Consider the following 13,575-nt stretch of genomic DNA (forward strand, 5'->3'; position numbering starts at 1 on the left):
CGGCGACCGCGCAAAGAAAAAGCCGCTTCGAAACGGCTTTTCAACACTGCGGGATCACATACCGGCGACGCAGCGAATCGCTACGCCGGATAAAACGCAGCGTGATAGCGAACCTCACCCGACGGCCGCGGCGCGGCTTCGTCGAACGCCAGCGCGAGAAAATACTCGGGCAGCGCATCCGCAAACACGAGATCGCCGGACGACACGAAACCGAACCGGGCGTAGTACGCGGGATCGCCGAGCACGACGCAACCCTGCGCACCGAGCCGGCGCAACGCGTCGAGCCCCGTGCGCACGAGCCCGGCGCCGATACTCCGGCGCTGGCATTCGGGCCGCACCGCGAGCGGCGCGAGCCCGTACCACCCGTGACTGCCGGCCGGCTCCCCGCCGATCGAAACCGGCGAGAATGCGACGTGACCGATCACGCGCTCGTCGCGCTCCGCGACGAGCGACACGCTCAGCGTGCCATCCGCGCGCAGCGCATCGACGACCTGCCGCTCGAACTGCCCGTGCCGCGGCTCGCCCGCAAACGCGGCCACGATCACACGGCCGATCGCATCGACGTCGCCCGCGCACTCGGCGCGCAGCGTGACGATATCGACCGGCGCGTGCGGATCGAACATCAGCCGATCCAGCGGCGTGCGTTACGGAACACGCGCATCCACGGGCTCGCTTCGTCCCAGCCTTCCGGATGCCAGCTCATCGTCACCGTGCGGTGCACGCGCTCCATGTGCGGCATCAGCACCGAGAAGCGGCCGTCGGCCGTCGTGACCGAGGTAATGCCGGCCGGCGACCCGTTCGGGTTGAACGGATAGCGTTCGGTCGCTTCGCCGCGGTGGTCGACATAGCGCATCGAGACCGCGACGCGATCGATGTCGCCCTGCTGCGAGAAGTCCGCATAGCCTTCGCCATGCGCGACCGCCACCGGAATCCGCGAGCCTTCCATCCCCGCGAAGAAGATCGACGGCGACTTCTCCACTTCGACGAACGAGAAGCGCGCCTCGAACTGCTCGGACTTGTTGCGCGTGAACTTCGGCCACGCTTCGGCACCCGGAATCATCGACGCGAGGCTCGACAGCATCTGGCAACCGTTGCAGATGCCGAGCGCGAACGTGTCGGGACGCGCGAAGAACGCCGAGAACATGTCGGCGAGGTTCGCGTTGAAGCGGATCGTCTTCGCCCAGCCTTCGCCCGCACCCAGCACGTCGCCGTACGAGAAGCCGCCGCAGGCGACCGCGCCCGCGAAATCGGCGAGCGTCGCGCGGCCGGCCAGCAGGTCGCTCATGTGCACGTCGTGCGCATCGAAGCCCGCGCGGTCGAACGCATACGCCGTCTCGAGGTGCGAGTTCACGCCCTGCTCGCGCAGGATCGCGACGCGCGGGCGGGCGCCCGTCGCAATGAACGGCGCGGCGATGTCGTCGGCCGGATCGAAGGTCAGCACCGGCGAAATGCCCGGATCGGCCGCATCGAGCAGCGCGTCGTATTCGGCGTCGGCACAGGCCGGGTTGTCGCGCAGGCGCGCGATGCGCCAGCTCACTTCGCCCCACGCGCGATGGAGTTCGGTGCGCGGCGCATCGAAGACCTTCTTCGCGTCGCGGTACACCTCGATCACGTCGCGATCGTTGACCGTGCCGATCACGTGCGAGCATGCGGACAGACCGAACTCGCGCAGCGCGCCGAGCACCGCGTCACGGTCGGCCGCGCGCACCTGCACGACGGCGCCGAGCTCTTCGGAGAACAGCGCGCGCAGCGTGCGATCCTCGCGACGGCCGCTCGTCTGCTTCGCCCAGTCCTTCGCGTCGCCGTAGTCGGATTCGTGGTTCGGGTCGAGCGTCAGCATGTCGACGTTCAGCGACACGCCTGCGTGACCCGCGAACGCCATTTCGCACACCGTCGCCCACAGGCCGCCGTCCGAGCGGTCGTGGTACGCAAGCAGCTTGCCTTGCGCGTTGAGCGACTGGATCGCGTTGAAGAAGCGCTTCAGGTCTTCCGGATCGTCGACGTCCGGCGTCGTATCGCCGACCTGCTGCGTGACCTGCGCGAAGATGCTGCCGCCCATCCGGTTCTTGCCGCGACCGAGGTCGATCGCGATCAGCACGCTGTCGCCTGCGTCGGCGATGCGGCGCAGTTGCGGCGTCAGGTGACGGCGCACGTCCTCGACCGGTGCGAACGCGGAGATGATCAGCGACACCGGCGACACCACTTCCTTCGCGACACCCTGCTCGTCCCACTTGGTCTTCATCGACAGCGAGTCCTTGCCGACCGGGATGCCGATCCCGAGCGCCGGGCACAGCTCCATGCCGATCGCCTTGACCGTGTCGAACAGCGCGGCGTCCTCGCCGGCCGTGCCGCATGCGGCCATCCAGTTCGCCGACAGCTTCAGCTTGTCGAGCGACGCGATCGGCGCGCTCGCGATGTTCGTGATCGCCTCGCCGACGGCCATGCGGCCCGATGCCGGCGCGTCGATCACCGCGAGCGGCGTGCGCTCGGCCATCGTCATCGCCTCGCCCTTGAAGCCTGCGTAGTCGAGCGCGGTCACCGCGCAGTCGGCCACCGGCACCTGCCACGGGCCGACCATCTGGTCGCGCACCGACGTGCCGCCGACCGAGCGGTCGCCGATCGTGATCAGGAACGACTTGCTGCCGACCGTCGGGTGCTTCAGCACGTCGACCGCGACTTCCGACAGCGCGACGCCCGTCACCTCGACCGGCGCGCGCTCGGTTGCGACGCGCGCGACGTCGCGGTGCATGCGCGGCGGCTTGCCGAGCAGCACTTCCATCGGCATGTCGACCGGGAATTCATCCGTGCCCGTCGCTTCGTCGTCGACCAGCTTCAGCTCGCGTTCGTCGGTCGCGACGCCGACCACCGCGAACGGGCAGCGCTCGCGGACGCAGATCGCTTCGAAGCGCGGCAGGTCGGCCGGCGCGATCGCCAGCACGTAGCGCTCCTGCGCCTCGTTCGACCAGATTTCGCGCGGCGACAGGCCCGATTCCTCGAGCGCGACCTTGCGCAACTCGAAGCGCGCGCCCTTGCCCGCACCGTCGACGATTTCGGGGAACGCGTTCGACAGGCCGCCCGCACCGACGTCGTGGATGCTCAGGATCGGGTTTTCCGCGCCCAGCTGCCAGCAGCCGTTGATCACTTCCTGCGCGCGCCGCTCGATTTCCGGGTTGCCGCGCTGCACCGAGTCGAAGTCGAGTTCGGCCGTGTTCGCGCCGGTCGCCATCGAGCTCGCCGCGCCGCCGCCCATGCCGATCCGCATGCCGGGGCCGCCGATCTGGATCAGCAGCGAGCCGGCCGGCACGTCGTGCTTGTGCGTGTGTTGATCCGCGATGTTGCCGAGGCCGCCCGCGATCATGATCGGCTTGTGATAGCCATGCACCTTCCCGCCGACGTTCTGCTCGTACACGCGGAAGTAGCCGCCGAGGTTCGGGCGGCCGAATTCGTTGTTGAACGCGGCGCCGCCGAGCGGGCCGTCGATCATGATCTGCAGCGGCGACGCGATGCGGTCCGGGCGGCCGTACGGGCCGTGCGCGTCGTTCGGGTTGCGCTCGCCGACGGGCTGCGCCGCGTCGCGTGCGTTTTCCCACGACTGGCGTGCGTCCGGCAAGTCGAGGTTCGACACCGTGAAGCCCGTCAGGCCGGCCTTCGGACGCGCACCGCGGCCCGTCGCGCCTTCGTCGCGAATCTCGCCGCCCGCGCCGGTCGCCGCGCCCGGGAACGGCGAGATCGCCGTCGGGTGGTTGTGCGTCTCGACCTTCATCAGCGTGTGCGTGAGCTCGGTATGGCGCCCATAGCGTTCACCCGGCTCGCCGGCCGCGCCCGTGTTGCGCGGGAACCAGCGCTCGGCCTCGGCGCCGACCATGATCGACGAGTTGTCCGAATACGCGACGATCGTGCCCTGCGGATTCAGCTTCTCGGTGTTGCGGATCATCGCGAACAGCGACATGTCCTGTGCTTCGCCGTCGATCGTCCACTGCGCGTTGAAGATCTTGTGGCGGCAGTGCTCGCTGTTCGCCTGCGCGAACATCATCAGCTCGACGTCGGTCGGGTTGCGTTCGAGCTTGCGGAACGCGTCGACCAGGTAATCGATCTCGTCGTCGGCGAGCGCGAGGCCCAGCTCGACGTTCGCGCGCTCGAGCGCCGTGCGGCCAACGCCCAGCACGTCGACCGTCGCGAGCGGCTTGGCCGGCAGTTCGTCGAACAGATGCTGCGCGTCGTCGCGCGCGGCGACCACGCTCTCGGTCATCCGGTCATGCAGCGCGGCTGCCACCGCGGCGCGCGCGTCGTCGGACAGCGCCTTCTTGCCGCCGAGCAGGCCCGACTTCAGCGTGACCGTGAATTCGACGCCGCGCTCGATGCGGCGCACCTGCGTGAGGCCGCAATGCTGCGCGATGTCGGTCGCCTTGCTCGCCCACGGCGAAACCGTGCCGAAGCGCGGCAGCACGACGAAGGTCTCGGCCGTCCCCTTCTCGGCCGCCGGCTCGAACGGCGCGCCGTAGTGCATCAGCGCGTCGATGCGCGCGCTGTCGTCGGCCGACAGCGGCTCGGCCGCATTGACGAAGTGCAGGAACTGGCCGCGCACCGCGACGATGTTGGCGTCGATTTGCCTGAGCGTGTCGAGCAGACGGGTTTGACGGAAATCGGAGAGGGCCGAAGCGCCGGGAAAACACGAGAAGTGAGCCATGGGCTGGACTGACGTCGATGAGTCGCGCGAAGTGGCGACGTGGGGCGAAAGGAAGGCCGTAATTATACCCGGAAGTCAGTCGGCCCAGACCGGCCGATCGGCACCCGTCGTGCACCGCACCGGTGCACCGGCGCGCGCGCCGCACCGAACCGCCCGCCGGGCCGGCACGCGCGGCAGCGGCAACCGGCGGCGGCATGACGGCGGAACCGGATGGGGACGCGTGGTGCCGGTTGGCGCGATTTTGGCGCTATCATTCCCGGTTCACCGGGCCGTCGGCCCGTCAGCGAATTCTCACCGGGCGGCGTGCGCGCCGCCCGTCATCGAAGCAATCCATGGATGTCATCGTCATCGGCGGCGGAATCAGCGGCGTCGCCACCGCCTACCAGCTGCGCGCGGCCGGCCATCGCGTGTGCGTGGTCGAACGCCACGCGACCGTCGCGCAGGGCGCGACCTACGGCGACGGCGGCGCACTGCTGCCGAGCCCGCTCGACGTCTGGTTCGGCCCGACCTTCATGCGCCAGCGCCAGTCGCGCGACACCGGCATCGTCTACAAGCCGGGACTCAACGGCGGCGTGCGCCGCTTCGTCAAGCAGCTTGCCGCGCTGCGCGAGCCCGACGCGTTCGCCGCGCAGTACGCGCGGCTGCGCCCGCTGCTCGACGCGTCGCGCGAATCCCTCGCCGACATCGAGGCGCGCTTCCAGCTCGAATTCGAGCAGAAGCCCGGGATCCTGCACGTCGTGCGCGATCCGCGCGACTGGGACGCGCTGCAGCCGGCGCTCGACCTGCTGCGCACCCTCGACCAGCCGTACCGCGTGCTCACCGCCGACGAATGCGCGGCACTCGAGCCATCGGTGCCGGCCGAGCCCGGCTTCGCCGGCGGCGTGCTGCTCGAGGCCGAGCGCACCGGCAACTGCCCGCTGTTCGCGAAACTGGTCAAGCAGGCGCTCGACGAGCACGGCGTGCAGTTCCGCTTCGGCGCGGACGTCGCCGCGATCCGCGTCGACACCGGCCGCGCCGCCGTCGAACTCGCGCCGGCGACCGGCGGCCGCCACGCGAACGCGCGCGAGGTCGACGTGATTTCGGCGGACGCGATCGTGGTCGCCGCCGGCGCCGGCAGCCTGCCGCTGCTGGAGCGGCTCGGCTGGCAGCTGCCGCTGCATCCGGTCCGCGCCCATACGCTGACCGCGCCCGTTGCGTACGAAGAACATGCGCCGCACCTGAGCGTCGTCGATTCGATCAAGCGGATCTCGATCACGCGCACCCACCAGCGTCTGCGCATCGGCGGCGGCGCCGTGCTGCAGAGCCTCGCCGACACCGCGAAGCCGCTCCCGGAGCCGCTGTCCGAGGCCGCGCTCGCGCTGCTCGGCCAGGCCGTGCACGACTGGGTGCCGGGCGCCGCGAAGATTTCCGCCGCGCTGTCGTGGCAAGGCACGCAACTGCTGTCGCCGGACGGCCTGCCGGTCGTCGGTCCGACCCCGCATCCGCGCGTGTTCGTCAATTTCGGCCACGGCCCGGCCGGTTGGGGGCTCGCATGCGGGTCTGCTAAAGTGGTGACCGACTGCCTCGGCGGCGACACGCAGCAGTGGCCCGCCGACACGCTCGCCGCGCTCAGCGCCGCGCGCTTCACGACCTGACCGCCGCGGGCCCGTCCCGGGGCGGCCCTCCCGCCGCCATGACCCCGTGATGACGAACGCCCGCTCCCTTTCCGACTCCGCCCCGCTCGCGCTGCTGCGCGTCGCCGACCTGCGCGCGGCCGAGGCCGCCGCAACCGCGGACCTCCCGCCGCACACGCTGATGGGCCGCGCGGGCGCCGCCGCCGCGCGCTGGCTGTCCGAACGGGTGGCCGGCGACGAACGTCCGGTCTGGTTCGCGGTCGGCCCCGGCAACAACGGCGGTGACGCGCTGGTGGCCGCCGCGCAGTTGCAACAGCTCGGCGTGGCGACGCAGGCGTGGATGCCCGTCCCGGTCAAGCCGGACGATGCGCAGTGGGCGCTCGGCCTCGCGCGCGCGGCCGGCGTGCCGCTGTCGGCCGGGCCGCCCGCCTCGCTCGACGATTACGCGTGGGTGGTCGACGGACTGTTCGGGATCGGCCTCCGCCGCGCGCTCGACGGCCCGTTCGCCACGCAGGCCGCGCGCATCGCCGCGCACACCCGCAACGGCGGCCGCGTGCTGGCGCTCGACGTGCCGAGCGGACTGGACAGCGACACCGGCCGGATCGTCGGCGCGGGTGTCGCGGTCGCCGCCACCCACACGCTCGCCTTCATCGGCGCGAAGCCGGGCCTCTACACCGGCGACGGCCGCGATCTCGCCGGCGCGATCGAGATCGCGTCGCTCGACGTCCCGCCGCCCGCCGCGCCGGCCATCGTGCTGAACCAGCCGGCACGATTCGCCGCCGCGCTGCCCGAGCGCGGGTTCGCGTCGCACAAGGGCACCTTCGGCAGCCTGGCCGTGCTCGGCGGCGATACCGGCATGTGCGGCGCGCCGATCCTGGCCGCGCGCGCCGCGCTGTTCGCGGGCGCCGGCAAGGTGCATGTCGGCTTGCTCGGCGCCGGCGCGCCGCCGTACGACCCGCCGTTTCCCGAACTGATGCTCCATCCTGCGGACGGCCTCGACCTCGATGCGATGTCCGCGATCGCGGCGGGCTGCGGCCTCGGCACCCGCGCGGCCGCAGCCACCCTCGTGCGCGACGTGCTCGCGCACGAGGCCGCGACACTGCTGGACGCCGACGCGCTGAACCTCGTCGCGACGCATGACGACCTCGCGACCGCCGTCGCCGCCCGCGGCGCACGCGGCCATGCGTGCGTGCTGACGCCGCATCCGCTCGAGGCAGCGCGGCTGCTCGGCAGCGACACCGCGACGGTGCAGCACGATCGGCTGGCCGCCGCCCGGGCACTGGCCATGCGCTACGCGAGCATCGTCGTGCTGAAAGGCTCGGGCACGGTGATTGCGTCGCCCGACGGCCGCCTCGCGATCAACCCGACCGGCAATGCCGCGCTCGCCACCGGCGGCACCGGCGACGTGCTCGGCGGCCTGATCGGCGCGTTGCTCGCACAGCGCGTCGCGCCGTACGAAGCCGCGCTCGCGGGCGTCTACCTGCACGGCCTCGCGGCCGACACGCTGACCGCGCAGGGTACGGGGCCGGCCGGCCTGACCGCGGGCGAACTCGCGCCGATGGTCCGCACGCTGATCAATCGCCTTTTCTACCCGTCGCCGCGCGCCGACATATAACGCCGCTATACTGGGTGCCCCGCCGCACGGCGGGCCTTCTCGTCCGCCAGCCTTCCGATCCGGATGCGCCGGCGCGGCATTCCTCCCGATTCACGCTTCACTCGAACCGCCATGACGCTGAATTCGCTCCCCGCCTGGACTGCCCTTCAATCCCACTTCGAACAGATCCGCCACGCGCGGCTGCGCGACTGGTTCGCGCCGGACAACGACCGCGCGCCGACCCGTGCCGAACGCTTCACGATCCCCGGCGGCGGCCTTGCGGCCGACTTCTCGAAGAACCGCATCAACGATGACACGCTGCGCCTGCTCGTGCAGCTGGCCCGCGAAGCAGGCGTCGAAGCGCGCCGCGACGCGATGTTCGCCGGCGACATCGTCAACCCGACCGAAGGCCGCGCCGCGCTGCACACGGCACTGCGGGCGACCGACCCGCACGCGCCGTTCCATGCGCAGGTCAGCGCCGAGCGCGCGAAGATGGCGACCTTCGCGCGCGCCGTGCGCAGCGGCGCGTGGACCGGCTACACCGGCAAGCGCATCCGCCACGTGATCAATATCGGCATCGGCGGCTCGGACCTCGGCCCGAAGATGGTCACGCACGCGCTGCATCACGTCGCGACGCCGGAGATCTCGACCCACTTCGTGTCGAACGTCGACGGCGCCGATCTCGCGCGCGTGCTCGAACAGGTCGATCCGGAAGAAACGCTTGCGATCATCGTGTCGAAGACCTTCACGACGCTCGAGACGATGACGAACGCACGCTCGCTGCGCGACTGGTTCGTCGCGCGCGGCTGCCCCGAGGACGCGCTCGCGAAGCACTTCGTCGGCGTGTCGGCGAATCCGGCCGAGGTCGTGAAGTTCGGCATCTCCGCGGACAACGTGTTCGAAATGTGGGACTGGGTTGGCGGCCGTTATTCGCTGTGGTCGGCGGTCGGCCTGTCGATCATGATCGCGATCGGGCCCGATCAGTTCGACGAACTGCTGGCCGGCGCGAACGACATGGATCGCCATTTCCGCGAAGCGCCGCTCGAGCGCAACCTGCCGGTGCTGCTCGGCCTGCTCGGCATCTGGTATCGCAACTTCTTCGGCTCGCAGAGCTATCTCGTCGCGCCGTATTCGGAAGCGCTGCATTATCTGCCGTCGTACCTGCAGCAGCTCGAGATGGAAAGCAACGGCAAGTCCGCGCGCCTGGACGGCACGTTTGTCGACTACCCGACGTCGGCCGTCACCTGGGGGGAGCCGGGCACCAACGGCCAGCATGCGTTTTTCCAGATGCTGCACCAGGGCCCGACGATCGTACCGATCGACTTCATCGCGGTGCTGACGCCCGAGCATCCGCTCGCAAGCCATCACCCGAAGCTGCTCGCGAACTGCTTCGCGCAGAGCGAAGCGCTGATGCTCGGCCGCACGCTCGACGAAGCGCGCAAGGTCGCGGGCCCCGGCAAGGAAGCGCTCGCGCCGCACCTGACGTTCCCCGGCAACCGCCCGACGACGACGCTGCTGGTCGATGCGCTGACGCCGCGCACGCTCGGCGCGCTGATCGCGCTCTACGAGCACAAGGTGCTGGTGCAGGCGACGGTGTGGGACATCAATCCGTTCGACCAGTGGGGCGTCGAGCTCGGCAAGATTCTCGGCAAGGTCGTCGAAGCCGACCTGACGGCCGAGTCGGTCGATCCCGCGAAGCACGATTCGTCGACGACCGCGCTGATCGAGCGCGCGCGCGCGGCGCTCAAGCGCTGACGCGACAGCGTCATGCACGCCGGTCGCACCGGACAATCGGCCCTGTGCGACCGGCGCGAGAAGTCAGCGTCGTGCTACGCCGTGTGCGGCGCGACGATGCGCCCTGCGTCGATGGTCACCGTCGTCGCGCAGCGCCGCGCGAGTTCGGCGTCGTGCGTGACGAGCACGAGCGTCGCACCGTGCGTGCGGTTCAGCTCGAACATCAGGTCGATGACCGCGTGGCCCGTGGCCGCATCGAGGCTGCCGGTCGGTTCGTCGGCGAACAGAATGGCCGGATGCGTGACGAACGCACGCGCGAGCGCGACGCGCTGCTGCTCGCCGCCCGACAGCAGCTTCGGATAATGCGCGGTACGCTCGCCGAGCCCGACCTGCACGAGCAGCGCGCGGGCACGCTCGGCCGCGTCGCGCGCGCTGATGCTGCCCTGCAGCTCGAGCGGCAGCATCACGTTCTCGAGCGCAGTCAGGTGCGGCATCAACTGGAACGACTGAAACACGAACCCGACCGCGCCGTTGCGCAGCGCGGCGCGCTCGTCTTCGTCGAGCTGCTCGAGCGCGCGGCCGAGCAGGCGAACCGTGCCGCTGGTCGCGCTGTCCAACCCCGCAAGCAGGCCGAGCAACGTCGATTTGCCCGACCCCGATGCACCGACGATCGCGAGGCTGCTGCCGGGCCGCACGGCGAGCGTGATGCCGTCGAGGATCGCCAGCTCGCCCGTTGCATCGGCAACCCGCTTGCACACGTCATGGACTTCGATGATCGGATCGGTAATCTTGAACATGGACACGACATTCCGCTGGAAAAGACGTGCGGCGCTCGCCGCACTGCTGGGTACGCTGCTCGCAGCAAATGTGCCCGCCCGCGCCGCGACGGCGGCCCCGCCCTCGGGTGCGGCCCACCCCGCACTCGTCGTGCTCGGCGACAGCCTGTCCGCCGAATACGGGCTGCCGCGCGACACCGGCTGGGTGGCGTTGCTGCGGCAACGGCTCGCGACCGAGCGAATCGATTATAGCGTCGCGAACGCAAGCGTCAGCGGCGACACCACGAGCGGCGGCCGCGCGCGGCTGCCCGCGGTGTTGCAGCGGCTCAAGCCGTCGATCGTCGTCGTCGAGCTCGGTTCGAACGATGCGCTGCGCGGCGTGCCGCTCGCGACGACCGAGCAGAACCTGCGCGACATCATCGCCGATGCGCGGCAGGCGCGCGCGAAGGTCGTGCTGGTCGGCATGTACGTGCCAGCCAACTACGGACCCGACTACACGCAGAAATTCCATGCGGTTTATACGCGGCTGTCGAAGGAGCTCGGCGTGCCGCTCGTGCCGTTCCTGCTGGCCGGCATCGAGAACAAGCCGGAGATGTTCCAGTCGGACCAGATGCATCCCGCGCAACAGGCACAGGGCGTCCTGCTCGACAACGTCTGGCCGGCGCTGAAGCCGTTGCTCGGCAAGCCGCGCGGCTGAGTTCGCGCTTCGCCAGATAAGCAAAAAGCCCCGCTTCGAGCGGGGCTTTTTGTTGTTGCGTGCGAAACCGTGAACGGCGTTTCGCCGGGTTGCCGCTTAGTTGCCGCCGTCTTGCGACTGGCTCGGCGCGGTGCCGTACAACTTCACCTTCGAGCGGTCGCGCAGCGCGGCGAGATACGCTTCGCCTTCGCTTTGCGCTTCGACCTGCGCCATCTGCTGTTGCGCGGCCGCGAGCTGCTGCGGATCGACGGCCGTACCCGGAATCACCGCGTTGACGCGATAGATCGCGTAGCCGTTCGCACCGAGATCGACACCGACATACGCCGGCAGCGTCTTCGGATCGACCTTGTAGACGGCGCTCAGTGCCGCCGGCGTCAGACCTTGCGACTGCGTGCGCGACACCTTCTGCGCGGCCGTGAAGCCATCGGCCGACTTCGACTTCCGCAGCTCGGCCAGCTTCGCCGTGCCGTCCTTCTTCGCGAGTTCCGCGGCCTGCTCGGCAACGACCTTCTGACGCACGGCGTCCTTGATCGCGTCGAACGCGGGCACGGCAGCCGGCTTGTAGTCGGTCACGCGCGCCGAGATCAGCGTGTTGTTGCCCACGTCGATCGCCTGCGTGTTGTTCTGGCTCTTCACCGAGTCGTTCGCGAACACGGCAGCCAGGAACTTCGGATTGTTCAGCGGGCTCGTCGGCGGCAGTTGCGGATTCGGCGTCGGCATGACGGTGGCCGTCTGGACCGTCAGCTTGTACTTGTCGGCGGCCGGCTGCAGCGTCTTCGCCTTTTCGTACACGGTCGACGTGAAGCCTTCCGCGTTGTCCGAAAATGCCTTCGCTGCGTACTGCTGCTTCAGTTCCGCTGCGATCTGGTCCTTCACGTCGGCGAACGGCTTGACCACCGACGGCTTCACTTCCGTTGCCTTCAGGATGTGGAAACCGAGATCCGATTGCACGACACCGCTCACGTCGCCCTGCTTCAGCGCGAACGCGGCATCGTCGAACGCCTTGCCGCCCGCCGTCGAGCCGCGCGTGATGAAGCCGAGGTCGCCGCCCTTCGCTGCCGACGGCGCGTCCTGCGAGTTCTTCTGCGCGATCTGCGCGAACTGGTCCGGATGCGCCTTCACGTCGGCCAGCAGTTGCTCGGCCTTCGCCTTCGCGGCGGCCTTGTCGGCCGCGCTTGCGTCGCTCGCGGCGGCGATGAAGATGTGGCTCACACGCACCTGCGCTTCCGAACGGAAGTGCGTCGGGTTGTCGTCGTAGAACTTCTTGATGTCGGCATCGGTCGGCTGCGCGCTCGCGGCGGCGGCGGCCGGCGAATAGACGAGATACTGGATCGTCGCGGTTTCCGGCGTCGCGAAGCTCTGCTTGTGCGCGTCGTAGTACGCGGTGAGCTGCGCGTCGGTCGGCTGCACCTTCGCTGCGTAGTCGCTCGCCTTCAGCACGAGCGCCTGCACTTCGCGCTGCTGCGCGGCCAGCTCCGACAGGCGCTCTGCCGGGCCCTTCGGCGTGAATGCACTCGACACGATGCTCGCCGGAATCTGCTGCAGCGCGAGGCTGTAGCGCACGCGTTCCTGGTACTGCTCGGGCGTCATGCCCTGGAACGACAGCAACTGCGCATAGCGTTCGACGTCGATCGTGCCGTCGGGCTTCTTCAGCGACGCGATCATCGGATCGCTCATCAGCGCATCACGCACGGCGTTGTCGGATGCGGTCAGGTGCAGACGTTGCGTCTCGTCGGCCAGCACGCGTTGCTGGATCAGGCCGTCGAGCACTTGCTTGCGATGGTCGGGCGTGTCGAATGCCTTGATGTCGAACTGCCCGCCGAGCGCCTGGCGCGCCTGATCGATCTGCTGGCGGAACGCGCCGTCGAATTCGACCCGCGTGATCTTGTGCCCGTTGACTGCCGCGACGTTCGCACTGTCGTCGAAGAAGCCGCGGAAACCTTGGATCCCGACAAAACCCAGCCCCGGCAACACGATCAGGAGCAGGAGCGCCATCATCAGGCGCTGGTGATTACGGAAGAAATCGAGCATGCGTGACGGGAAAATTGGACAAAACGACCGATATTACAACATACGGGGTGGGACGGGAGAAAAGCAGGCGCGCAACAAGCGCGAGCGCAACCGACGATGCAAATGAAAAAGCCCGCACAAGGCGGGCTTTTTCATTTTCTGGCGGAGCGGACGGGACTCGAACCCGCGACCCCCGGCGTGACAGGCCGGTATTCTAACCGACTGAACTACCGCTCCTTGGTCTGGCTGAATCGTGAAACTGGTGGGTGCTGAGGGGTTCGAACCCCCGACCTACGCCTTGTAAGGGCGCCGCTCTACCAGCTGAGCTAAGCACCCGTTTCCGATTCGTTCTGGCTGCGATCTGCGCGCTTCGGCATCAACAACCAGCGAGCCTGCGAGTTTAATTCATCCCCGATCATTTTGCCAAGCCCGTACGTGAATTTTTTTAACACGCTGCCGAACAC

Annotated in this window: 8 protein-coding genes and 2 tRNA genes; 4 read left to right on the forward strand and 6 right to left on the reverse strand. The window is 69.2% G+C overall.

Annotated features, from left to right (window positions below; all coding sequences use genetic code 11):
- Window positions 1-80 precede the first annotated feature (80 nt).
- A complete protein-coding gene (locus ACTJKF_RS07580) occupies window positions 81-623 on the reverse strand; it encodes a GNAT family N-acetyltransferase (protein WP_440622953.1) in 543 nt (180 codons plus the stop codon).
- A complete protein-coding gene (gene purL, locus ACTJKF_RS07585) occupies window positions 623-4,687 on the reverse strand; it encodes a phosphoribosylformylglycinamidine synthase (protein ID WP_440622954.1) in 4,065 nt (1,354 codons plus the stop codon). The genes ACTJKF_RS07580 and purL overlap by 1 nt, the downstream gene beginning before the upstream one ends.
- A 332-nt stretch (window positions 4,688-5,019) precedes the next feature.
- On the opposite strand from purL, the gene ACTJKF_RS07590 reads away from it, so the two are divergent.
- The 3 genes from ACTJKF_RS07590 (at window position 5,020) to pgi (ending at window position 9,649) form a co-directional block, all read left to right on the forward strand.
- On the forward strand, window positions 5,020-6,321 hold the full coding sequence (locus ACTJKF_RS07590; RefSeq protein WP_440622955.1) for an FAD-dependent oxidoreductase: 1,302 nt from the start codon (window positions 5,020-5,022) through the stop codon (window positions 6,319-6,321).
- Window positions 6,322-6,370: 49 nt separating this feature from the next.
- Entirely contained in the window at window positions 6,371-7,915 is a 1,545-nt protein-coding gene (locus ACTJKF_RS07595; RefSeq protein ID WP_440622956.1) for an NAD(P)H-hydrate dehydratase, read from the forward strand.
- Between the two features lie 111 nt (window positions 7,916-8,026).
- Complete coding sequence (gene pgi / locus ACTJKF_RS07600; RefSeq protein WP_440622957.1) at window positions 8,027-9,649, forward strand: glucose-6-phosphate isomerase; 1,623 nt, start codon at window positions 8,027-8,029, stop codon at window positions 9,647-9,649.
- A 74-nt stretch (window positions 9,650-9,723) separates the two neighbouring features.
- Here the strand turns inward: pgi and ACTJKF_RS07605 are convergent, their stop codons facing one another.
- Complete coding sequence (locus ACTJKF_RS07605; protein WP_440622958.1) at window positions 9,724-10,425, reverse strand: ABC transporter ATP-binding protein; 702 nt, start codon at window positions 10,423-10,425, stop codon at window positions 9,724-9,726.
- On the opposite strand from ACTJKF_RS07605, the gene ACTJKF_RS07610 reads away from it, so the two are divergent.
- Window positions 10,424-11,101, forward strand: coding sequence for an arylesterase (locus ACTJKF_RS07610; protein ID WP_440622959.1), 678 nt, complete (start codon window positions 10,424-10,426; stop codon window positions 11,099-11,101). The genes ACTJKF_RS07605 and ACTJKF_RS07610 overlap by 2 nt on opposite strands.
- A gap of 96 nt (window positions 11,102-11,197) precedes the next feature.
- Here ACTJKF_RS07610 and ACTJKF_RS07615 read toward each other — a convergent pair whose 3' ends face one another.
- From ACTJKF_RS07615 to ACTJKF_RS07625, 3 genes are all read right to left on the reverse strand, one after another.
- A complete protein-coding gene (locus ACTJKF_RS07615; RefSeq protein ID WP_440622960.1) occupies window positions 11,198-13,132 on the reverse strand; it encodes a SurA N-terminal domain-containing protein in 1,935 nt (644 codons plus the stop codon).
- A gap of 139 nt (window positions 13,133-13,271) precedes the next feature.
- A tRNA-Asp gene (locus tag ACTJKF_RS07620) sits at window positions 13,272-13,348 on the reverse strand.
- 23 nt (window positions 13,349-13,371) lie between these two features.
- Window positions 13,372-13,447: transfer RNA gene (locus ACTJKF_RS07625), tRNA-Val, on the reverse strand.
- Between the last annotated feature and the right edge of the window lie 128 nt (window positions 13,448-13,575).

It is taken from the genome of Burkholderia sp. 22313 (assembly GCF_052045245.1).
GTDB lineage: Bacteria > Pseudomonadota > Gammaproteobacteria > Burkholderiales > Burkholderiaceae > Burkholderia.